Annotated in this window: 17 protein-coding genes and 1 pseudogene; 9 read left to right on the top strand and 9 right to left on the bottom strand. The window is 67.5% G+C overall.

The genetic code is table 11. The annotated features are described in order from the left end of the window. Positions 1-80 precede the first annotated feature (80 nt). Complete coding sequence (locus ACFQVC_RS30015) at positions 81-941, top strand: hypothetical protein (protein WP_381836411.1); 861 nt, start codon at positions 81-83, stop codon at positions 939-941. Here ACFQVC_RS30015 and ACFQVC_RS30020 read toward each other — a convergent pair. The 4 genes from ACFQVC_RS30020 to ACFQVC_RS30035 all read right to left on the bottom strand — a co-directional run bounded on the left by ACFQVC_RS30020 (position 929) and on the right by ACFQVC_RS30035 (position 3,902). After that, the gene (locus tag ACFQVC_RS30020) at positions 929-1,786 is read right to left on the bottom strand and encodes an aldo/keto reductase (protein ID WP_381836413.1); all 858 of its coding nucleotides are present in this window, start codon (positions 1,784-1,786) and stop codon (positions 929-931) included. The genes ACFQVC_RS30015 and ACFQVC_RS30020 overlap by 13 nt on opposite strands. Further along, on the bottom strand, positions 1,720-2,916 hold the full coding sequence (locus tag ACFQVC_RS30025; RefSeq protein ID WP_381836415.1) for a JmjC domain-containing protein: 1,197 nt from the start codon (positions 2,914-2,916) through the stop codon (positions 1,720-1,722). Before ACFQVC_RS30025 ends, ACFQVC_RS30020 begins: the two co-directional genes overlap by 67 nt. An 83-nt stretch (positions 2,917-2,999) precedes the next feature. Continuing rightward, the gene (locus tag ACFQVC_RS30030) at positions 3,000-3,167 is read right to left on the bottom strand and encodes a hypothetical protein (RefSeq protein WP_381836417.1); all 168 of its coding nucleotides are present in this window, start codon (positions 3,165-3,167) and stop codon (positions 3,000-3,002) included. 207 nt (positions 3,168-3,374) lie between these two features. Next, positions 3,375-3,902, bottom strand: a complete 528-nt coding sequence (locus tag ACFQVC_RS30035; protein ID WP_381836468.1) for an ATP-binding protein — start codon at positions 3,900-3,902, stop codon at positions 3,375-3,377. 211 nt (positions 3,903-4,113) lie between these two features. Between ACFQVC_RS30035 and ACFQVC_RS30040 the strand changes: the two genes are divergently transcribed. Beyond that, on the top strand, positions 4,114-5,457 hold the full coding sequence (locus ACFQVC_RS30040) for a transcriptional regulator (protein WP_381836419.1): 1,344 nt from the start codon (positions 4,114-4,116) through the stop codon (positions 5,455-5,457). Positions 5,458-5,534: 77 nt separating this feature from the next. Further along, positions 5,535-6,707, top strand: a complete 1,173-nt coding sequence (locus ACFQVC_RS30045; protein ID WP_381836421.1) for a serine hydrolase domain-containing protein — start codon at positions 5,535-5,537, stop codon at positions 6,705-6,707. Between the two features lie 74 nt (positions 6,708-6,781). Here the strand turns inward: ACFQVC_RS30045 and ACFQVC_RS30050 are convergent, their stop codons facing one another. Continuing rightward, positions 6,782-7,240 (bottom strand): hypothetical protein, encoded by a 459-nt coding sequence (locus ACFQVC_RS30050; RefSeq protein WP_381836423.1) that lies wholly within the window; start codon positions 7,238-7,240, stop codon positions 6,782-6,784. Between the two features lie 99 nt (positions 7,241-7,339). Beyond that, entirely contained in the window at positions 7,340-8,023 is a 684-nt protein-coding gene (locus tag ACFQVC_RS30055; RefSeq protein ID WP_381836470.1) for an SPDY domain-containing protein, read from the bottom strand. A 772-nt stretch (positions 8,024-8,795) separates the two neighbouring features. Between ACFQVC_RS30055 and ACFQVC_RS30060 the strand changes: the two genes are divergently transcribed. The 4 genes from ACFQVC_RS30060 (at position 8,796) to ACFQVC_RS30075 (ending at position 16,127) form a co-directional block, all read left to right on the top strand. Further along, positions 8,796-10,271, top strand: coding sequence for an ATP-binding protein (locus ACFQVC_RS30060; RefSeq protein WP_381836425.1), 1,476 nt, complete (start codon positions 8,796-8,798; stop codon positions 10,269-10,271). Positions 10,272-10,334: 63 nt separating this feature from the next. Further along, positions 10,335-13,118 (top strand): Z1 domain-containing protein, encoded by a 2,784-nt coding sequence (locus ACFQVC_RS30065; RefSeq protein WP_381836427.1) that lies wholly within the window; start codon positions 10,335-10,337, stop codon positions 13,116-13,118. Next, positions 13,115-14,125, top strand: a complete 1,011-nt coding sequence (locus ACFQVC_RS30070) for a PD-(D/E)XK motif protein (protein WP_381836429.1) — start codon at positions 13,115-13,117, stop codon at positions 14,123-14,125. Before ACFQVC_RS30065 ends, ACFQVC_RS30070 begins: the two co-directional genes overlap by 4 nt. Further along, positions 14,118-16,127: an AIPR family protein gene (locus ACFQVC_RS30075; RefSeq protein ID WP_381836431.1), complete on the top strand. Its 2,010-nt coding sequence runs from the start codon at positions 14,118-14,120 to the stop codon at positions 16,125-16,127. Before ACFQVC_RS30070 ends, ACFQVC_RS30075 begins: the two co-directional genes overlap by 8 nt. Positions 16,128-16,148: 21 nt before the next feature. Here the strand turns inward: ACFQVC_RS30075 and ACFQVC_RS30080 are convergent, their stop codons facing one another. Continuing rightward, positions 16,149-16,337, bottom strand: a complete 189-nt coding sequence (locus ACFQVC_RS30080; protein ID WP_381836432.1) for a hypothetical protein — start codon at positions 16,335-16,337, stop codon at positions 16,149-16,151. A 57-nt stretch (positions 16,338-16,394) separates the two neighbouring features. Here ACFQVC_RS30080 and ACFQVC_RS30085 point away from each other — a divergent pair, with 57 nt between their 5' ends. Beyond that, the gene (locus ACFQVC_RS30085; RefSeq protein WP_381836434.1) at positions 16,395-16,892 is read left to right on the top strand and encodes a very short patch repair endonuclease; all 498 of its coding nucleotides are present in this window, start codon (positions 16,395-16,397) and stop codon (positions 16,890-16,892) included. On the opposite strand, the gene dcm is transcribed toward ACFQVC_RS30085, so the two are convergent. Next, positions 16,804-18,783 (bottom strand): DNA (cytosine-5-)-methyltransferase, encoded by a 1,980-nt coding sequence (gene dcm / locus ACFQVC_RS30090; RefSeq protein ID WP_381836472.1) that lies wholly within the window; start codon positions 18,781-18,783, stop codon positions 16,804-16,806. The two genes, ACFQVC_RS30085 and dcm, sit on opposite strands and share 89 nt — an antisense overlap. A 435-nt stretch (positions 18,784-19,218) precedes the next feature. Here dcm and ACFQVC_RS30095 point away from each other — a divergent pair, with 435 nt between their 5' ends. Next, positions 19,219-19,848 (top strand): hypothetical protein, encoded by a 630-nt coding sequence (locus ACFQVC_RS30095; RefSeq protein WP_381836436.1) that lies wholly within the window; start codon positions 19,219-19,221, stop codon positions 19,846-19,848. Positions 19,849-20,303: 455 nt separating this feature from the next. On the opposite strand, the pseudogene ACFQVC_RS30100 reads toward ACFQVC_RS30095, so the two are convergent. Further along, positions 20,304-21,167, bottom strand: a pseudogene (locus tag ACFQVC_RS30100) (tyrosine-type recombinase/integrase); the annotation flags it as partial. Between the last annotated feature and the right edge of the window lie 148 nt (positions 21,168-21,315).

A 21,315-nucleotide genomic window follows, 5' to 3' on the forward strand; every position in this document is an offset into this window, starting at 1 on the left:
CACCAGGGCCCCTGTCCGGGTCCTGCCATGTTCGCTGAGTTGGCCATGGGGTGAGTTGTGCCGGTGCTACGGTCGCCCGCATGACGCTCTCGGCCCCTTCGGCGCGCGCCGTCGACTTGCGAGTTGAATCGGTGGACATCGTTCTCGATCACGTAGAGCGATCCCTTCAAGTCGAACTGGACCGGGAGACGGTGGTACGTAAACGCCGCTCGGTCGGAGCGCGTACTGACCGGCGGACATGGATCCGTATCGAGAGGCGCGGGCTCGACAAGATCGGTGTGCAGGGCTGGAACGGCACTGAATGCGCCGCACGTCTGGAAGGCATTGCCCAGCCCGTCTGGCGTGGGTGCGTGGTCTGGCGGGACGCGGACGAACCCGTGATGTGGCGGGCCGACGAGACCGAACTCCTGCCGAGTCCACCCATCGGCAACGCGATCCTTAGCGAAGACCCGAAGCTGCAGGACTCGTGGTGGCAAGCGTTCAACACCTCGCTGGACGCGCTCACGGCCCAGGAAACGCGGCGCGTCGCCACCCCGGACACCATCACCGTCACGCAGGCTCTTGTCACTGAAGCCGTCCGCAGCGTCGCCCCTACCCACGACCTCAACACAACCGTCGAGCGCTGGGTTCCCGCCCACGCGGACCTGAACTGGGCCAACATGACCGCGCCGACGTTCTCTCTCTTCGACTGGGAGGACTGGGGCAACGCGCCGCGCGGCTTGGATGCCGCTTCGCTGTGGGGCAGCTCGCTCGCCGTCCCTGCTCTGGCCGATCGCGTTTGGCACGAGCGACGCCACGACTTCGAGAGCCGGGACGGCAAGCTGATGACGCTCTTCGCGTGTTCGAAGATCCTTGGGCCAGACGCGCACCCACAGGACCCCCGGCTGAAGCCCGCGCGCCAGATGGTGGAGCGAGTCGTCGCGGAGCTTCAAGCAGGCTGATCACGCGACCGGGACCGGATGAGGTCCCGGTACTCGCGAACGGCCCGCTCGTCCACCTTGCCGGCCAGGGCGCCCATCAGCTCGCCCAAGTGGGCGGGCTCATCCGTGCCCACGGCGATGGTGCTGACCTTCGGAAGGTCGTACGCCGCTCGGAAAGCCGCCTGCACCCGGGTTAGGCGGTCACCGCCCCGGAGGAACACACCAGGGTTGATTCTGTCCCACACCGGAGCGCGGGTGCTGCCGCCGAAGGGGCTCATCCCCCAGACCCTGTCGCTGCCGAGGCCCCATGCCGCAGCCACGGCATCCGCTGCGTCGAGCGTCCTGGTCCCGACCAGGAGGCCGGCGCGGACCATGAGGACCGAGGGCCGCGGCAGGGCCACGTCGACCAGGCCCACCAGCGGCGCGGGATCCCACGACGCGACACCCCAGGCGCCGCACACCCCCTTCGCCGCGGCTACGTCGAGCGCGGCGCACGCCTGGGCCAGTGTGTATCGGTCACGGGACGCGGCTCCCGTGAGGGTGTGTTCCGGGTTGTGCAGGAAGATCAGGTCCGGCTCCCGCCCGAGGTCCTTGACCGCTTGTTCCACGGCTACGTGCAGCCGCGCCGGGTCGAGGGAGTGCTCCGCCCTGTCTGCCCCTGGGAAATAGCCGACCTTGGTGGAGAGCGTGAATCTCGGCAGCAGATCCCCGGCCACGCGCGCCAGAACCTCGTGCGAGCGGAAGCCGAGGTAATTGGAGCTGGTGTCGAGCGCGGTGACGCCGAGGTCCAGCGCGCCGGTCAGGAGACGGCGTTCGTGACGAGACCGGTGTAACCCGAGGACAACTCGGGGGTCAGCGTCGCGCATATCTCCTCCTTCACCAAGATCTCGGCGACCTCGGCTACTTCGGCCCCGACAGTGGCCGCCGCCTGGTCGAGCGGGACCGGCTGGCCGCTGAGCAGAAGACGCAGCGCGGGCAGAGCCTTGGACGCGAGGGTGAGCTTCTTGCCCGAGGCCAGAACGTCGACGGTGTCGCCGCGCTCCTTGATCTCGGGGCGGAAGCGGGTGGTGCACACCGCGGCCTCCAGCGGGCCGAGGATGTCCAGGTAAGGCACGTGGCGGGGCAGCGTCGTCTGCTGCTCGTAGACGGCCAGGAAGTCGGCGGGTGAGCGCTCGCCGATCAGTTGTACGGCAGCCTCCTTCAGGGCTTCACCGCTGGCTCCGGGACTGCGGTCCAGGTCTCGACGGAAGATCTCCCGCTCTCGACACCAGTCGGCCAGCCATCCCATCCAGCTCGCCCCCGTGCGCTGGGTGATGCCGAAGGTCACGTGGAGGCTCTTCCCTGAGCCGCTGCCGGCCCGGGTCGCCCGGTGCCAATGTCCTCGGGGGATGTGCATGATGTCGCCGGTCCGCATGACTCCGGACCAGAGGATCTCCTCGCTCGGGGTGGTGTTGGGGTCGGCGTCCCGGTACAGGGGGGCCGCACGGGAAGTCCCGCGTACCTCCCACGCCTTCTCGCCTGCGAGCTGGACGATCACCACATCGTGGTCGTCCCAGTGCAGCGGGAAGCCGGAGGCGTCGTTCGTCGTCAGGTAGGCGTTGACCTGTACCCGTTCGTGGGACCACCACTGCAGTGCCCGGCAGGCGACCTCCATGGTCGGGTCGAAGACGTTGAGCTGGTCGAGGATGAGCGTGGCGCCTTCCCCGAGCAGCCTGCCCAGGCTGCGCATGTTGACCGTGGGGATGCTTTGGCCACGAGGGCTGACGACGTCGGTGTAGTAGATGGCCGGGTGGACTTCCTCGCCCTTCTGGAAGCACCGGAACTGCGGGCGGTTCAGGCTCCTGCGCATCGCGATGTCGAGCAGGCGGTTCGGCGTCAGGATGCGAGCGGCGAGGCCGACGTCCCCCATGCGTCCCCGGGCGAATCCCTTGCCGAGTTCACCGGGCCCGTTCCACCCGAGTGCTGCCTCGATGGCGTTGATCAACTGGTGTTCCATTGCTGCCTCCTCATGCGTTCGTCCATGTGGTGCAGATGCGGCAGGGCGAGCACGAACCACTGAGCTCGCCCTGCCGCCTGGTGCTATGCGACCTCGGTCAAGTTGCCGTCACCGCCGGGCCACGGAGCGTCTCCGGAGCTCCCCTGGTTGTCGGACCGGAGGCTGTCGTACCGGTCGTGGACGGCGGTCAGCTCCTCGACCGCCACCAGAAGGCCGCCCCTCGTGGGAAGCGGTGCAATGGTCTGTGCCACCTCTTGCTCCTTCCTGTTCGGATCCCTCGCCAGGACTCCGGCGAGGGTTCAAAGGCCGCTCCCACGCCCGTGGGAGATGTTGGTTACGTGAGAGCGGCGGTCAGTGGGCAGCCTGAAGCTGGCAGAGCGCAACGCGGCGCTCACATACAGACCCCGACTGCTCTGCCGTGGGGCCTGATAGGTCTGGGCGTACGAGTGCGAGGCTGCTCAGGCCGCCGTTCGGGCCAGTGGCTGGAGCACAGGTCCGGTCCCACGCCGTAGTCGGGCCGCGAAGAACCTGCGGAGAACGGCCGCCCTGATGGCCGGTGGAGGCTTCGGGAGTTCGATCTCCGCCCACACTCTCTTGCCATGCGCGAGGGGCTCCCAGCCTGAGCGCACCGCGAAGTAGTCCACCAATGCGAGTCCACGCCCGCACTCGGCGCTATCGGGCGCACAACTCGCCACCGGAGCCTGCTGGTCACGGTCGGATACAGCGATCACCAACCTGCCGGGGCGGTGGTGAAGCACGACGGTTACAGGCCCTGCTCCGTGGATCACCGCGTTACTGATCAGCTCGGACGCGACCAGGCGGATCGTGTCCGCCGCGTCGTCGCCCAGGGCGACACCCCACGCCCGGACGCAGTCAACGATCTTGTGGCGGGCGGGAGATACCTCGTCCTCCGCACCAGCAAGGGCAAAGCGTAAGACGAGCGTAGGCATGGCGGACGCCTCCGGAGGGGTGGGGAGCGGCTCCATCTCCGACGGGGGACGGTGATGGAGCCGCCGTATGTGGTGGTCGTGCAGGAGCGGCACCTTCTGGCAGCTCCGGTGGGGCTCCCACAGTCAACTGCCGCGGCGTACATGCCCGGAACGTTTCTTGGAGGTTTCTCTCGGGGACACCCTTCCGCGGGCCTGTACGCGCAGTAGCCTCCGGACCACGCCGTGAGGGGATGACGGGAGTGATGACGTGCCCGGTGAACCGTTAGCAGTTCACCCGCTGACCTTCGTGCGCCAGTCGCATGGATGGGGAAAGGCCGAGTTCGCCCGCCTCATGCGGTCACGTGGCACGCTGCTCGGCATCTCCCTGGCGACCAACCGGACGACGGTGTGGAAGTGGGAGCAGGGACAAGAGCCGGACGGGGATGCTCAGCGCGTGCTCGCCGACCTCCTCCGTATCCCCTACGCGCAGATCCAGGCGGAACAGTGGCCACAGTGGCTGCCCGTGTGGGAAGTGACAGGGCTTACTGCCCCATGGACGGAGGCGGGAACCGTCGAGGCGCTGGCTGACCTGGTGGGCAGCGGCCGCTTGGACCGCCGAGGCTTTCTCACCATCACCGGCGCCGCCCTGACAGGGCTTGCGGCGAGCTGGGTCGATGCACCGCCGGCGTTCGCCTCGGCGCTCAACGGCGATCAAGTCACCGACAAGATGGTCTCGACGCTTGAACAACGGATCAGCACGCTCCGCACGCTCGACGACCAGCTCGGCGGCGCCCGGCTTCTGGAGCAAGCACGCGGTGACTTCAGCCTGATCAGCGGTCTCCTCAGCGCCGGCCGGTACACAGACAGCGTCCGCCTCCGGCTGTACGCGCTCGCGGCCCGGGTGTCGCACCTGTCCGGCTGGATGGCCTACGACTCAGGGCTGCGGTCGGCCGGGCAGCAGTACTACGTCGGGGCCCTGCGTAGCGCCCGTACGGCCGGTGACGATGCCTTCGGCGCCTTCGTCCTGGCGGAGATGGGCGTGCACGTCTCCGAGGCCGGCCGGACCGCCGAGCGGGTCGACCTCATCGCAACAGCCCTGGACAACGCGCCTCGAACGCTGTCGCCCTACACCCAGTCCTTCCTCTACCTGCACAAGGCCGAAGCGCTGTCCCGCGACGGCGATCACCAAAGGGCCGGTACGGCGCTGAATCGTGCCGCTTCCCTCTGGGAGCGCCACACGGTGGAGGACACCCCGGACTGGCTCGCCTGGTTCGGCGAGGCACAGCTGAGGTCGACCGAGGGCAAGGTCCTGCTGCGCTCGGGCCAAGTGGAGCGCGCTACGCGCTCCCTGGAAGCCTCCATCAACAAGGCGGCTCCCCGGGACAAAGCCGTGCGCTCCAGCCGTCTGGCCGAGGCCCGCCTTGCCGGTGGCGATCTCGACGGGGCACTCGACGCAGCGAACTACGGCGCCGGGCTCCTCGAAGACAAGGTCACCTCCGTCCGGGCCCTGGACCGCCTGAAGGAGTTCTCCGCGCGGCTCGAACCACGCAAGTCAGATCCCGCCATCCGAGAGTTCCGCGAGCGGCTCCAGGCACTGCCCGTTACAGCGTGACCGAGGACACTGCATGCTACGAGTGCGGTGCGGGCTGAGCCCTTGGCCCAGGCGGTCGGAGTGCCACGATGGTCCGTATGACGACGATCAACGGTGAAGTCGCGGCCGAATTCGAGCCCGTGCGCGCGGCGTTCGCGGCCAACTTCGCGCAGCACGGGGACATCGGCGCAGCGGTGTGCGTGTACCAGCACGGCCAGCCAGTGGTGGACCTGTGGGGTGGAGTCGCCGATCCCGACACCGGCCGCCCATGGCAACGCGACACTCTTCAACTGGTCTACTCAGCAACCAAGGGGGCAACTGCAAGCGCCGCGCATCTGCTGGTCCAGCGCGGCGAGCTGGACCTAGACGCGCCTGTGGCCAAGTACTGGCCGGAGTTCGCCGCGAACGGCAAGGCAGACATCCCGGTGCGCTGGCTCCTGTCCCACCAGGCCGGCCTGGTCACACTGGACCAACCAGTTCCGCTGACCGAGGCGTTGGCCTGGCATCCAATGGCCGCCGCACTGGCCGCTCAGCGCCCGGTGTGGGCTCCAGGAACCGCCCACGGATATCACGGGCGGACATGGGGCTGGCTGGTCGGCGAATTGATCCGCAGGGTGTCCGGCCGCTCACCGGGCCGCTTCTTCGCCGACGAGTTCGCCGCCCCGCTCGGGCTCGACTTCTTCATCGGGCTGCCGGCGAGCGAACGCGACCGGGTCAGCCGCATGGTGCACCGGAAGCCGGACGTCGACTTCACCACCCTGCCACCGGAGTCGATCCCCGAAGACCTCCGCGAACAGGTCGCCGCCTGGCGCGACCCGAACTCCTTCAGCAACAGGGCGTACATGGTCACTGACCCGGCGGCGATCGACTTCGACTCCCCCGAGGTGCAGGCCGCGGAACTCCCGGCCTCCAACGGCATCGGCACCGCGCGGGGGCTGGCGTGCATGTACGCGGCGCTGATCGGAGAGGTGGACGGCGTGCGCCTGCTCACCCCAGAGACGATCGCATCGGCCACAAAAGAGCAGTCGAGCGGAATGGACCAAGTATTGGTGGCGCCCAGCCGCTTCAGCTCCGGATACATGCTGCCCACCGAGGGCAATCCCATGACCGGGCCGCACTCCTTCGGCCACACCGGACGGGGTGGCTCCCTCGGATTCGCCGACCCGGAACACGGCATCGCCTTCGGCTACGTGATGAACCACATCATCAGCGGCTCTGACGATGTGCGGGCGGCATCGCTGGTCGAGGCAGTGCGCACATCACTGTCGTGACGAGCCCTGCCCGGCGGGCTCATCCCTCGAGCCGAGCCGAGCTCCGGCATCGGCAGGTTGAAGGGCGTGGGGGCTCAGTGGCCGAGGTGGCGCAGGCCCTCTTCGAGGGTGGGGTGATAGCGGTCGACCGGGCCGGAGTTGCGGTTGTACCAGGCTGCGTCCAAGCCCGGCTCCTTCGTTTCGTGACCGGCCCGGCAACGCAGCCACACCGAGTCGTCGCGCATGCAGAAGACGATCCAGTCCCGGTAGTCGCCGCACTGCGGACACGTACGAACCTGGCCATCGATGACGAGCGGCTGGACCCAACGCATCATGAACCCGTCGACGTCCTGCCGGGACGGCGCGCGCAGATCGGCTGGCGGGAAGTCGGGCGCGTGCGCCGCAGCGTCCGATCCGGCTGGCGCCGCTGGTACCTCAGCCTGGGCGGAGCCAAACGGCGACGGCTCCTGCGCCAGCCGCTGCAGCACCGCGAATCCCTCCTGCTGAGCCTCGCGGAACTCACGGTCGGCACGGGCACGGCGTCGGAAGTACATGCAGAACTCCATCTCTCTCGTCTGACAGGTGCAGAGAACGCGCCCCCAGGGAAAGGGGCGGGGAGCCGCATGACAGCGGCTCCGTGCGGGCGCGGATTGTCAGCTGCGGCGGACGACGCTGAGCCGCCCCTCAGTGGACTCGGGCAAGTGGCGGCGGGGTACCGGGACCGGTGAGGCCAGCGAGGAGGCGAACGCGGCGACCAGGTCGTGGGGGACGCTGGCGCTGAAGTTCGCGCACCACAGGTACGGTGCGCCGAGCACGGGTTCCGCCCATGCCTGCCAGCCCACCAGGTCGGGGCGCGGGTCAACGTCCTGGATGAGCGGCGGCAGCAACTCCAGAGACACGGTGCAGGAGAAGCCGGGGTCGGCAGCGGTGCGGGGCCGGTCCACGTCGCGGAGCCAGCCCTGGGTACTGAGCGCGGTCAGGACGCTCTCGGGGCCCTCGAAGCCGACGTCGGGCGCCTCACGGGCGTCGATCGCGACGAGGAGATCAGCGAGCGCCTCAGGCGGGACACCGGCGGTGAAGTACACGTTCCATTCGGCAATGGCGGAGGCCGCATGGGAGCGGGCGCTGAGCTGCCAGGCGACAGGCAGCCCACCCAGCTCGAATGGGTGGGCCGCGAGAATCCACTCGGCGCCGCGCAGCCCGTCCGGGCTCACATACAACAGGGTGTCACGGGAAGTCGGCCACATGCGCCAGCCAAGGCCGACCAGGATGTCGCCCATCCGCTCGGCGAGATCGCCGTCGTCACCGGCCAGGTGGCGCGGGGTGACCCAGTACACCGGGTCCGGCACGTCGGGGCCGGTGGGATTGCTGGGGTGGTGCGGATGCAGGGGCGCCTCCGTGGGTTCGGGGGTGGTTCTCCGGCAGGGCGTTGTACGTTCGCATGCGTTGCGGGTGTGCACCAGCCCCTTCCGGGGTCTTTCCTGTCTGCCCCGGGCGAACTCCTGTCTCCAGTCATCCAATCGAATCACTTTCGATGGGGCGTGCCGTACGTCGAGGCGCCCTGTGTGGAGCACACCACGTCGTTGCCTACATCGACGGTGAGAGCCGCCAGCAATGCGAGAGCACCTGCATCGGCCGCCTCATCGGCGGCGAACCCACCGTGCAATGACGAAGCTGACGAGGTCCGGCTCAACTCCCACTTCCCGTGACCCGTTGCCCTGCACGCGTGATACGGCGAATCAGGCCGCTGGGCTCCAAGCCGTGTTCAATCCTGAGCAGATACGAGACCGGGGATTCGACCAGCAGTTGGTCGCGCTGCTGCGCTGCGGAGTGCCGCATGCCCAGGAGTCCGTACACGACTGTCGACGCCTTCACCAAGGTCGGCGAGAGTGTGTACGCCATGGGCAGGTTCAAGCCAACCCCGGATTCTTCGCCCTCGCGCTCCATTACCATCAGCCCTGGACAGGGACTTGGAGCGCACGTCAGAACCAGAGGTGCGGCCTGGTTTCCCTGCCCGTCAGGGGGTGCTCGCTCACTCGGTTCCGCTGGTTCTCGGGACAGCCGCACACCGAGAAGCAGCAGGGAGCGGGAGCAGGGCTGGAACTGCGCATGACGTACGACATCGCGGCCCCCGAACCTGCGGGCATGGTCGCCTCTCTCAGCTCCCTCGGGTACTCCCTGCCCGCAGCCGTCGCGGACTTGGTGGACAACAGCCTCTCCGCGCACGCGACGAACATCGACGTCGAGTTCACCTGGGCAGGACGGGACTCGTGGATCGCCGTCGTCGACGACGGCGGCGGTATGAACGCGGAGGAGCTCGTCACCGCCATGACCGTGGCCGCGCGTGGACCGGCGACGCCGCGGAGCGCCACAGATCTCGGTCGTTTCGGGGTCGGCCTCAAGTCGGCGTCGTTCTCCCAGGCGAGACAGCTCACCGTGTCCACCGCGACCTCCGGTGCGTGGCACACACGGACCTGGGATCTCGACGTCGTCGAGAAGTCCGGCCAGTGGCGCCTGCTGCGCGGCGCGGACGAGACGACCACCGCTCTGCTGGACAGGATCCGCGGCACGTCGGATCACGGCACCATCGTGTTGTGGCGGAGACTCAACGGCTACCACGTCGGCGACGTGACGGTGGACGACGAGCGGACCCAGAAGCAGTTCTACGCGGAGAGACACCGAGTGAGGTCACACCTCGCCATGGTATTCGCCCGTTTCCTCGTCGGAAGCCGTCGCCGCACCTTGCGGGTCTCCGGGAGCACCGTCGAAGGGTGGGACCCCTTCCTGACGGGACACCCCTCCGTGCAGTCGCTTCCGGTCGAGCAGCTCCCACTCGGAGCAGGAACCGTGCGTGTGGAGGCATTCGTCCTGCCGAGTGCCCAGCGGCTCGCCCCGGCCGAGTACGAAGCTGCCGGAGGGCCACGTGGGTGGCTCGACCAGCAGGGGTTCTACGTCTACCGCCGGGACCGTCTGATCCTCGCCGGGGACTGGCTCGGGCAGCGCGGCATACGCCGCGAGGAGAAGTACAACCTGGCCCGCATCGCCGTCGACATCCCGGCCGAGACCGATGTCGAGTGGGGCGTCGACGTCCGCAAGTCGAGCGTCGTCCCTCCCGTCGGCCTGCGACCCCACCTCCAGCGCATCGCCAAGCGGACCCGGAGACAGGCTGCCGACGTGTTGCGCTACCGCGGGCAGATCGCGGCACGGACACATGGCGATCCCCTGCTGTACGCCTGGAACGTCCGCCGTACCGACGATCGGGTCAGCTGCCGGATCAACCGTGGCCACCCATTGGTCAGAGCGGCATTGCGACCCGGCGGTGGCAGTGCCGACGACGTACGCGCGCTGATCCGCCTGTTGGAGGAGACCGTTCCCGTCACCGCGCTGCGCGTGATGCACGAGACGGACACCAGCGACGACCCCGAGCCCTTCGGAGGGGCTGGGTTCGCCGACGCGGAGGTCACGGAGATCGCCCACCGGGTGTACGAGTCGCTGGTCTCCGACGGGCGGTCACCTGCCGCGGCACGGGAGCGGCTGAGGTCCATGCCGCCCTTCGACCAACTGCAGGGCTTCTGGAGCACATGAGCCTGATGTCAGTGGCCGCCCCTACCCTGCTCGATACCGTCAACTTCCAGTCGGAGGACCGCTGTGAGCCCCAACCCCGAGGAGTCGACCGACTCCCTCGCCAAGGCCAGGCGCCTGGTACTCGCCCTGCTCTCCCAGGACCGACAGCCGACTCCCGATGAAGTGCAGAACGCGGTCACCGTCATCTTCGGGATGCTGGCCGGGCAGGGCGAGGTCCTCGACCGGGAGCGACTGGCCAAGGAGATCGAGGCCATGACCGCCGTCTTCCAGGAGGGCTCCTCCGGCCTGGAGAGCGACAGAGGGCACGAGCAGTGGTTGCCCGAGGCCAAGAACGACCGGGACTGGGACTTCTGGGAGCGCTACCGGCGCTACCTCGAGGACGTCCGCAACCTCCCCCCGGTCGTCGTACGTCGCCTCGACCAGAGCACGGACGACGTCCTGAGCCAGCTGGAGGACCCTCGCCGCCCGGGATCCTGGCGTCGCACGGGCCTCGTGATCGGGCAGGTCCAGTCGGGCAAGACGGGCCAGTACATCGGGCTCGCCGCGAAGGCCGTCGATGCGGGGTACCAGTTCGTGGTGATCCTCGCCGGCATCCACAACGACCTCCGGAGCCAGACACAGCTGCGGGTCGACGAGGGCCTCCTCGGGTTCGACACCCAGCACCAGCAGCGGTCCAACCAGAACGGGAAGTCCCGCCTCATGGGAGCCGGGAGGATGCCCGGTGCGCGGAGACTGGACATCGCGTCGCCGACCAACAGCTCCGAGAAGGGCGACTTTGGTCGGCAGGCGGCGAACGCGGTCAACTTCCCGCTCGGCCGTTTCCCCGTGGTCCTCGTCGTCAAGAAGCACTGGAAGATCCTCGAGTACCTGCGTACGTGGGTGACGGAGGTCCAGGGCACGGAGGACGAGAGGGGTAACAAGGTCGTACGTGACATCCCGCTGTTCGTCATCGACGACGAGGCGGACAACGCCTCCGTCAACACCAAGCGCGACCCCGAAGCGGACCCGACCAGGACCAACGGTGCGATCCGCGACCTCATGAAGAGCTTCGAGAAGGCGGCGTACGTCGGGTACACGGCCACGCCGTTCGCCAACATCTACATCGACCCGGACGCCGAGCACGCCTCCCTCGGCTCGGACCTCTTCCCCGAGAGCTTCATCCGTACCCTGCCCTCACCGACCAACTACCTCGGCCCCGAACGGGTCTTCGGGCTCCAGGTCGACAACGACGACGAGGAAGGCGTCCTGCCGCTCCCGCTCGTGCGTCCTGTGGACGACGGCGAGACCTGGGTGCCGACCAAGCACAAGTCGGACTTCGAACCCTCCGACGACCTTCCGCGGTCCCTTCACGAGGCCATCGCTTCGTTCGTGCTCGCATGTGCCGCCCGCAGGGCACGGGGGCAGACGAGGGTCCACAACTCCATGCTCGTCCACCTCAGCCGTTTCAACCTGGCACAGGCGACCATGAGAGACCAGGTCTACGACCACCTGCGCCTCCTCGTGGACTCACTCAGCGACCGATACGGGCAGGCCCAAGCACGCATGGCCGACTTTCAGGACCTCTGGGAGCGGGACTTCGTACCCACCACCGGCCATTTCCCTGCCGACGAGGCCGAGCGGGTGACCTGGAAGGAGGTGTCCAGGCAGCTCATGCCGGCCCTGCGCAAGATCGTGGTCAAGACGGTGAACGGCGCCTCGCGTGACGCGCTCGACTACTACGAGCACCGCAGGAACGGCCTCTCGGTCATCGCGATAGGAGGCCAGAAACTCTCCCGAGGTCTCACCCTGGAAGGGCTGACCGTCAGCTACTACCTGCGCAACACCACCACTTACGACAGTCTGCTCCAGATGGGCCGGTGGTTCGGATACCGCCCAGGCTACGAGGACCTCTGCCGCCTCTACACCACCCCCAAGCTCCAGGCCAGGTACGTCGAGGTGACCTCTGCGACCGACGAACTGCGCCGTGAGGTCGAGGAGATGGCCGCCCTCGACCTCACACCGAGGAACTTCGGGCTGAAGGTACGCGCCTCGTCACTCGGTCTCGCGATCACGGCCGCGAACAAAATGCGCCAGGGAACCAAGGTCATGCTGAGCTACTCAGGCGAAGGCCCGGAGACGGTGCTCTTCGACTTGGCCCAGCGGACCGTCGAGCACAACCTGAAGGCGCTCGGGGACTTCGTCCAGAGGCTTGACGGGGTCACTGAGGCCGAGGCTGCGAAGACGCCGGGCGGCAACGTGAGGTGGAACGGAGTCCCCTCCGACGCTGTCGTCGAGTTCCTCTCCCGCTACGAGACCGAGCGTACGGCGCAGAGGGTCCGCCCCCGGTTCATCGCGAAGTACATCGAGCAGTGTGTAGCCGTGGGAGAACTTCCCCAGTGGACGGTGATCCTTGTCGGCAAGACCACCGCGAAGGACCCTCAGGACGTCGCCGGACACACCGTCGGACCCGTGACGCGCACAGCCATCAACCCGGGTTTCGAGGCTGAGGGGCGGTACACGATCCGTCGTGTGCTCAGCCCCCCTGACGAGTACCTCGACCTCGATGAGGGCCAAGTGGAGGCCGCGCGCGTCGCGACAAAGAAGGCAGCGGAGAAGAACAAGAAGGAGAAGGTTCCCCAGAACCCCTCCGGCGAGCTCCTGCGCTGGCAGCGCAGGCCCGACCAGGCGCTGCTGCTGATCTACCTGATCGAGCGGCCCGCGTCTGCGGACGGGGCAGCGCAACCGCCTTTGGTGGGCTTCAAGGTGAGCTTCCCCCGCTCCCAGCACCAGTCGGACACCACGTACGTCGTCAACAGCATCTGGCAGCAGGAGGGCCTCGACACCTACGACGAGGAGGACTCGGAGTGACTGTCACCGAGGACGAATGGCGTGAACTGGAGACGCCCCAGGGCACTACAGGGCGGTCCCGCCTCCGTCTGCACCCTGACGCACCGCTGGACGTCTTCCTGTCCGTCTCCCACCCGGGCCACCAGCGCATGCTGGTTCTCCGAGCCGACGCACGCGCCGCGGACCACATCGTCCGCTCGGTGGGTCGGCTTCCGCGGGCGGCAGGGCTGGAGATGAACCTGAGTGCGGTGTCACGGGTCGAGTACGAACTCCAGGTGGTCCTGACCTCCAACGAGCTTCGTGAGGTCTTCAACCCGCTTGTAGACGACGTCGCTGACACTGTGCGGGCCGCGCCCGCAGCCGACGCGGCACTGACCGCTGCCGTGGACCGGTTCGGGAGGTGGCAGGACCTGCTGCGGGCGGTCGGCACCGACGGGCTGAGGCCGGAGGAGCGCCGAGGGCTGGCCGGCGAGCTCCTGGTCCTCCGGGAGCACGTCCTGCCACCGCTCGCCCAGACCGACGCCGTCGACTCCTGGACCGGGCCCTCGGGGGCCGACCAGGACTTCCAGCTTCCCGCTGTGGCCATCGAGGCCAAGTCGAGCACCGCGAAGCGGCCTCGGAGTATCCGCATCGCCAGCGAGCGGCAGCTGGACGCCACCGGGGTGCCCACGCTCCTCCTGGCACTCGCGATGCTTGACGAGCGGCGCGGCGGATCGGGCGAGAGCCTGAACAGGCTGGTCGACTGTATACGGGAACAGCTCACCAGCCCTGCCGCCCGCTCCGGGTTCGACGGCCGTCTGATCCAGGCCGGATATCTCCCCGGGCACCGTGACCTCTACGACGAGCCGCGCTACACCCTTCGTGACCTGCACTTCTGGCATGTGCGGGACGCCTTCCCGAGAATCGTCGAGGCAGATCTCCGTGAAGGCGTCGGCCACTGCACGTACCAGGTGAACACCACGGGACTGGACCAGTACCGAGCCACGACCGACGAGGTGACCGAACTGATCAGGGGCCAGCATGCCTGAACTCGACCTGAACGAGTTCTCCCGCGACCTCGTCGCGGACGTCCAGGCGACCGCCGACGCCGAGGGGACCACCACCCCCGAGGCGTTCACACGCAGGGTGTTCGAGGACCTGGAGCAGACCGGCATCGCGTCCAACACCTTCACCGCTTACCACAAGGCCCACGGACACGAGGTGCATGGATACGGCGTCGGGGAGTCCGGCGAGTGCCTCGACCTCTTCTTCACGGACTTCCACCTCGACCCGTCGGACGCCAAACTCACGAAGGCCCAGGCCGAGTCGTTCTTCAAACGACTCCTGACGTTCGCACGCCGGTGCCGGGACGGACTGCAGCAGCACATCGACGAGTCCTTCGACGTGTACGACATGTGCGCCGCGGTCGAGAAGGCCCTGACCGAGGTACAGCGGATCAGGTTGTTCCTGCTCACCAACCGTGTGAGCACCTCCACCGACCTCTCTCCCGGCGAGTTCGGCGGACTCCCGGTCAGCCGTGAGGTGTGGGACCTGGCACGGCTGCACCGCCACGCGACGTCCGGCAGCATCAGCGAGCCCATCGTGGTGTCCTTCGACCCACCGCTGCCCTGCGTCTCGACCCCCAGCACGGAGCCGGACCATTCCGTGGCACTGTCGGTGATCCCTGGGCAACGGCTGGCGGAACTCTACGGCGAGCACGGCACGCGGCTGCTCGAACTGAACGTCCGCTCCTTCCTGCAGACCAGGGGCGCGGTCAACCGAGGCATCCGGGAGACGCTGCTCGACGCACCCGGCAGGTTCCTGTCCTACAACAACGGCATCACGGCGACGGCGTCCCAGGTCGACTTCGTACGTGGCCCGCACGGGGAGCCCACCGGGATATCCCGGGTGCACGGGCTCCAGATCGTCAACGGTGGCCAGACGACGGCCTCGCTTCACTACGCGTCGAGCCGTGACAAGGCCGACCTGTCGCATGTCATGGTGCAGATGAAGCTCACGGAGGTGTCCCCGGTACGGCTCGCTGAGATCGTTCCGAAGATCTCCCAGTACTCGAACACCCAGAACCGGGTGACACTGGTCGACTTCAGCTCGAACCACGAGTACCACGTGGCCGTTCAGAGGATCACCCGTTCCCTGTGGGCTCCTGCGACGGACGGGAGCGGCCAGGAGACGCACTGGTTCTACGAGCGTGCCCGCGGTCAGTTCACCGACGAGCTGGCCAAGGCCCGCACCCCGGCCCGGCAGCGCCACTTCAAGGCACTCAATCCGACACGGCAGAAGTTCACGAAGGCGGACCTCGCGAAGTTCGTCCACTCCTGGAACCAGCTTCCGTACCACGTCAGCCGGGGAGCCCAGAAGAACTTCGCCGAGTTCATGCTCCGCGTCGACGAGGCACCCCCTCGGGTCGACGTCCAATACTGCCAACGTGTGATCGCCATGGCGATCCTGTTCAAGGCGGTGGACCGCATCGCTGCCGCACACCAGGCAGGCAGCTACAAGAGCATGATCACCACTTACACCATGGCCCGGCTGTCACTCGCTGCGGACAGACGGATCGATCTCGACCAGATCTGGCGGGAACAGGCGATCTCGGAGGCCCTCGCAGAGTCGATCGACGACCTGTGCCCCCGGGTGATGGCGGTCGTGACCGCGCCTCGTGAGGGCAACCACGTGGGCGAGTGGGCCAAGAAGGCAGCCTGCTGGGATGCAGTGTCCCGAGTGCCGTGGGCTGTGCCTGGGGTGCTGCGGGCAGAGCTCCGAGACCACCCCTTGGACGAGGCGGCACTCGCTGGCGGTACGCAGGCCGACGCGGGCGCGACTGACGAGGTATCGCTCATCTCCCCGGACGAGTGGTACGCGGTCGAACAGTGGGCGAAGGAAACGCGCAACCTCGAGCCTTGGCAGCGCCAGCTCGCCCAGTACGTCGGTCGGCGCCTCGAACTCGACCAGGAGGTTCCCGAAGTTCAGGCGGTCCAAGCCCTCCACGCCCGCAACGAGGCCCTCTCCCTGGGCTTCGTCCCCGGGCCGTAGACAGCTGCGTGGCCCCGCTCGTCAGAGCCGCCCCCGTTCGACCAAGTCCAGCATGGCGTCCTCCGCCCGGCGGAGGACGATCCTGCCGTCCCCGTCACTGAACGCCACGAGGCCGGCGCCCGGTGCGAGACCGGCCTCGGCGAGCAGCCCAAGGGGGAGTTCGACACGGCCTTGGTCGTCGATACGGAGTTCAGCTGGTTCCCGGAGCATGAGCAGAGTGTGGCACCCTGCTTGCCGGGACGTCGCGGACGGGCTGGAACCACAGGGATGGCACAGAACAGCAGCGCAGCAGGCGGAAACTGGGTCAGCACAGCGAAGGGCGAACACCTCCGCGGACGTCGTGCACGTGACACGGCACCCGAGGTAACCCTCCGAAGAGCCGTTCACCGGCAGGGGCTCCGGTTCCGGCTTCAGCGCAAGGTGGCCCCTCGTTGCACGGCCGATTTCGTCCTGCCCCGGTATGGCGTTGCCGTGTTCGTCGACGGATGCTTCTGGCACGGGTGTCCCGTGCACGGGCCCAAGGTGTTCCGAGGCCCCAACGCCGCCCTGTGGCAGCAGAAGATCGAGACGAACAAGGAACGGGACCGTCGGAACACCGAGGCGGCGGAAGCCGCAGGATGGGCCGTTGTCCGGGTGTGGGAGTGCGAGGTCCGGACCGACGTCGAGCGAGCGGCGCTCAACGTCGCGCTGCAGTGCGCCGCTCAGGATCGCCGGTCTGGGCAGGAACTGCCACCCGGCCGTGGGTCCCGCTCACCGCGTCGCTGAACAGATCACCCGAGACCTCGTCCCTGCTGGCGCAGAACGCGCTCAGAGGACATCGTTCGCAGAGTGGCTGCCGAGCCAGGCACAGCGTGTCCCCGATCAGGCGCAGGGCGGCCATCCGCAGGGGCGCTTCCTCCCCGGCCCCGACCAGCTTCACGAGGTCCACCCGTCCGTCGCTGAGCTTGTTCGTGCGATCCGATTCGCTGCCGTTGAGACGAGCGGCGACGCGGAGCGCCCCCTGTCCGATCCAGAGGAGATCGTTGTCGGTCAGCAGCTGGTAGAGACGCTGTTCACCAGGCTTCATCCCCAGGTGTCCGGGAACTTCTTCCGGCTGCTGCCACAGACGTGACTTGCCCACGACCACGGACAACCTGTCCACGCGCGCACGAGCGGCATCGGTGGGAGCTGCCTCAAGAAGGGCCAGGAAAGCGTTCTTGGTCAGGGAGCTGCGTTCCCGGATGGTCTCGACCATTTTGTGCATCTGGGCGGGCTGCACCCTGGTCCCGGACAGTATGGCCACGACCGCCGCGTGCAGAGGGGACAGCTTCGGAAGCTGGTACCACTCGTCTCCCTCGCGTTGCCGCTCCGCCCAAAGGGTCAGCTCCCGACGCACCGTGCGCCAGTGAGGCTGCAGCGCCCCCTCCGCCAGCCCCTGGTCAGTGGGCCGCAGAACCTCGGCTGCGGCCTGGCCGAGCAGAGGAGGCACGGCGTTTCCGATCTGACGGAACGCGTCACTGCGCGTTCCTGCGAACCTGAACCGGTCGGGGAACGTCTGCACCCGCGCCGCCTCGCGCACGGTCAGCGTGCGGTTCTGGTCCGGGTGGATGTACCAGTAGCCGTCCTTGGCGATGTGGGCCGTGATCGACCGGCTGAGTTCACCCCAGCCGAGCTTCTTGTACTTGTCCGTGAAGTGCTTGACGTCGTAGCGCTGCAGCTCCGGGGAGATCTCCGAGTACAGGGTCCTGGAGTCCATCCCGTCGAAGATCTCCCAGTCGTCCTTCCGGACCCGCCGGGTCATGTGGTCGAAGACGACGCCCCGTCGCGCCCACTTACGCATGTCGGTCGCGAACGAGGAGAGTTCCGAGGGATCGGCGGAGTACGCCCACTCACGGCCGCCGACCCGTTCCGTAGGCACGACAGGAAGTTCGGGCAGGTCACCGATGGCGTCCCGCAGCGTGGTGCGGTCCTCCTCCGCCAGCTCCTGCCGCCACTCGAACTTGTCCACGTCCTTCCTGGCCAGCAGGATCAGCCGCTTGCGATGCTGCGGGACTCCGTAGCGCCAGGCATCGACGAGGCGCACCTGAGTCGCGTAGCCCAACTCCTCCAGCTGCTGCTCGATCGTGCGCACCACGAAGAAGTCGTCGCCCAGCCCCATGTCGGGCACGTTCTCCATCAGGACGGCACGAGGTTCCAGCCGCCTGACCACATCTAGGTAGGCGCTCCACAGCTCCTTGCGGCGGTCGTGGGGATCCCGTCCGTGATACTCGACGAGGTTCCGGATCTTGCTGCGTCCCGCCCTGCTGAACGGCTGGCAGGGCGGGCCTCCCGCCACCAGATCGATCTTCCCCTTGGCCGGTTCCAGAACCTGCTCGAGCCGGTCGCGCTCGTCGGGGTTGCCCAGGTCCATGTGCAGGCTCATGCCGGGGAAGTTCGCGGCGTGCGTCTCCAAGGCCCGTTCGTCGAAGTCGACCGCGGCCGCGACCGTCCAGCCGGCGCGCTGGAGCCCGAGACTCAGCCCCCCTGCTCCCGAGAAGAGGTCGACGGCGAGCCGCTTTCCGCTTCCGAAGCCTTCAAGCCACTTGGCGAAGCGCTCGGGCTTACAGCTGTTCCTGTTGCGGGTGAGCTTCAGGTAGTCGCTTCGCTCAAGGGGTACGCCGTAGTGCCCACCCTGCACAGCACGCACCTCCACACCAGCGAGAACAACGAGCACCAGGAGATCACGGACGCGCTGGTGGAGGCAAGGATTCCACCATGCTGACCACGGGAGATGTCCGCGATCCGCTCGCGTCGTCCCGCCAGGCACCCCGGCGCGTCCACAGGACTTCCGGCCCTCCGCCTCGAAACGATGTTCTGGTGCGATGCCGACGCAATCTTAGAGGACAGCCGTAGCAGCGCCATACCGGACCCAGCCAGGTGCGGTATCTGGCTCAACGATCCGGCGGGTCTGAAGACACGTTCGAGCCACTGTCGACGAGCGGCACCGCTGACAGTCGCGCGTCAGGCCACACGGCCGCGACAGTCAGGACGCCGTGATCCGATTGTTGGCCGCCCCAGCCGAGAATCACGACAAAGGGATCCACGCCGCCAGCCTCTCCGACATGATTAGCACATGGTTCCCGAGTTCGAGGTAGAGATCAGCCATCACTACGAACTGGCTGAGCTACGAACCGAGTTGACCGCCGAGGACGTGGCCTCTGGATTCGTCGAGCACCACGACTACCAATGCCTCGGCCTGCCCAGCTGGCAGGAGGTCGCGGCGTGCCTCGCCGAGGAGGCCGAGATCCTTGAGCGGGCTGCCCGTTCGAGCGCGCCGGACGGCATCGAGGAGATCCTCGACGCGCTCCACGAGGAGGATGGCGTGGGGTTCGCCGAACTCATGTCGGTCTTCCACTGGAACGACATCGGAGTGGCCGGCGCGAGTCTCGCTCTCAGTGCGGCCCGGACCGCCACCTTCTACTCCTGTTCCAGCGGGCTCGATCACCGTCACCACGCCAAGTACCCGATGGTGGGCTTCGTGCCCGACGCAGAGCGCGCCACCTTGATAGCCGAACTCGCGGAACGTACCGGCTGCGGAATCGGCCAACAGTGGGGCCGGTGGTACCTGTACGCCAGGTCGGTGACCGCCTTCCATGCCCTCGGTCAGTCGATCTTGGAGCACCGGCAAGCCTTCGACGCCCTGCCACAACCGACGTGGGTCGAAGGGCTCGAGGAAGAGCTCGAGCGGGCCAATGACTACTGAGGGACAAGCGGCCGAGCCCGCAGCGGAGCGTCTCAGCTGATTGCTTGGGCTCGGCCCATAGATCGGGCCAGGGACGCCCCGACGGGTGCCTGCACATGGCGAGCGCCCGTCAGGTCATGCGTCCTGTCAGCTCACATGCCGTCCGTCGCGCAAATTCGCCCACGCAACGCGGTCTACAGCCGAGGCTACCCGGCTGCCACACCGCCGTCTGGGAGAAATCTGGGAGATGATCTTCTCTCGGAGACCCGTTGAGGCCACCCGAAACCACCCCACTCCAAGCTCCTGACCAGCACAGATTCCTGTCCAGCCCGGTAGCGATCTTGATCGAACCTCATTCGGGACGAAGAGGTCGTGGGTTCAAATCCCGCCACCCCGACAGCCGTAACAGCAGGTGAGGCTCCTATCGGATTCGGTAGGAGCCTCACCTGTTTCTGTGTGCGTGTCTATCTGCGTGACTACCGCTCCGGGGCCCGCTTGAAGATGCCGTCCATGACCACGGCGCCGGTCTGGATCACGGGTCGGATCTGCTTCCGATAGACCTCCTCGGTCACGGCCGTTCCGGAGTGGCCGACGAGGCGGGAGATCTCTTCCAGGGGTACGCCGCTGTCGGAGAGCAGCGACACGAAGCTGTGCCGAAGCTCCCGTGGAGTCCACTCGTTGGCGTTGATCCCCTTGGCTCCCTTGAGCGCGGCCCGGAAAGCACGGCGGACGTTCGTCGCGTCCAGCGGCTTGCCGACAGCCGACGAGAAGACCAGCCCGTGCTCCTCCCAGCCATCACCGGCAGCCAAGCGCTCCCACCCCTGATCCTCGAACTGGGCCCACAGAACCTCGACGCAGCGCGCGGGCAGGGCGAGCGTGCGCCGGGACTTCCGCGTCTTGGTGTCACCACCCCGTCGGACCGACCGCCACACGGCGATGTGCGGAGGCTGCGGCGGATTGGCGTCCGGCCTGCCATTGAGAAAGACGTGATCCCAAGTCAGCGCCCGCAATTCCTCGGTGCGGGCCCCAGTCAGCAGCGCGACGACGATGTACGCGTACATCGAGGTCCCCTCAGCCGCCTTCAGCACGGCCTCCGCCTGGACCAAGGTGAGCGCCTTGGACGGGCGCCCCGGACGGCCGGCCGGAACGGCGCACAGCTCGACGACGTTGCGCTTCACCTTGTCCCGCGCCATGGCTCGCTTGACCGCACGATTGAGGCAGGAATGCACGCCTTGCAGAGTGCGCGTGCTGAGCGATCGAGCCTTCACCGCCAACCAGCGGTCAACGTCCTCAGCGGTGAGATCCCGCAGCTTCCGCGCGCCCAGACTCGGGATCACGTGAGTCGGGACTGTCAGAAAGAAGGCTCTTCCAAGAATTTCGTAGGCGCTGATCGGCTTGGGGTTTCTGGCGTCTGACGTGCCCGGGTTCGGTCAGGATGGTCGCGTGTAGTGTCGAACTATCCGTGCTGCTCCCGCAGTTGGTGGACGT

The sequence above is a fragment of the Streptomyces monticola genome (genome assembly GCF_042665355.1).
Classification (GTDB): domain Bacteria; phylum Actinomycetota; class Actinomycetes; order Streptomycetales; family Streptomycetaceae; genus Streptomyces; species Streptomyces monticola.

Excerpts from the sequence above, each read along its gene's own strand:
- ACFQVC_RS30080 (WP_381836432.1), bottom strand. The coding sequence starts at position 16,337 with ATGCTCCGGGAACCAGCTGAACTCCGTATCGACGACCAAGGCCGTGTC.
- ACFQVC_RS30085 (WP_381836434.1), top strand. The coding sequence starts at position 16,395 with ATGGCACAGAACAGCAGCGCAGCAGGCGGAAACTGGGTCAGCACAGCG.
- ACFQVC_RS30020 (WP_381836413.1), bottom strand. The coding sequence starts at position 1,786 with ATGCGCGACGCTGACCCCCGAGTTGTCCTCGGGTTACACCGGTCTCGT.
- ACFQVC_RS30075 (WP_381836431.1), top strand. The coding sequence starts at position 14,118 with ATGCCTGAACTCGACCTGAACGAGTTCTCCCGCGACCTCGTCGCGGAC.
- ACFQVC_RS30045 (WP_381836421.1), top strand. The coding sequence starts at position 5,535 with ATGACGACGATCAACGGTGAAGTCGCGGCCGAATTCGAGCCCGTGCGC.
- ACFQVC_RS30015 (WP_381836411.1), top strand. The coding sequence starts at position 81 with ATGACGCTCTCGGCCCCTTCGGCGCGCGCCGTCGACTTGCGAGTTGAA.
- ACFQVC_RS30025 (WP_381836415.1), bottom strand. The coding sequence starts at position 2,916 with ATGGAACACCAGTTGATCAACGCCATCGAGGCAGCACTCGGGTGGAAC.
- ACFQVC_RS30050 (WP_381836423.1), bottom strand. The coding sequence starts at position 7,240 with ATGTACTTCCGACGCCGTGCCCGTGCCGACCGTGAGTTCCGCGAGGCT.
- ACFQVC_RS30035 (WP_381836468.1), bottom strand. The coding sequence starts at position 3,902 with ATGGAGCCGCTCCCCACCCCTCCGGAGGCGTCCGCCATGCCTACGCTC.
- ACFQVC_RS30095 (WP_381836436.1), top strand. The coding sequence starts at position 19,219 with ATGGTTCCCGAGTTCGAGGTAGAGATCAGCCATCACTACGAACTGGCT.
- ACFQVC_RS30060 (WP_381836425.1), top strand. The coding sequence starts at position 8,796 with ATGACGTACGACATCGCGGCCCCCGAACCTGCGGGCATGGTCGCCTCT.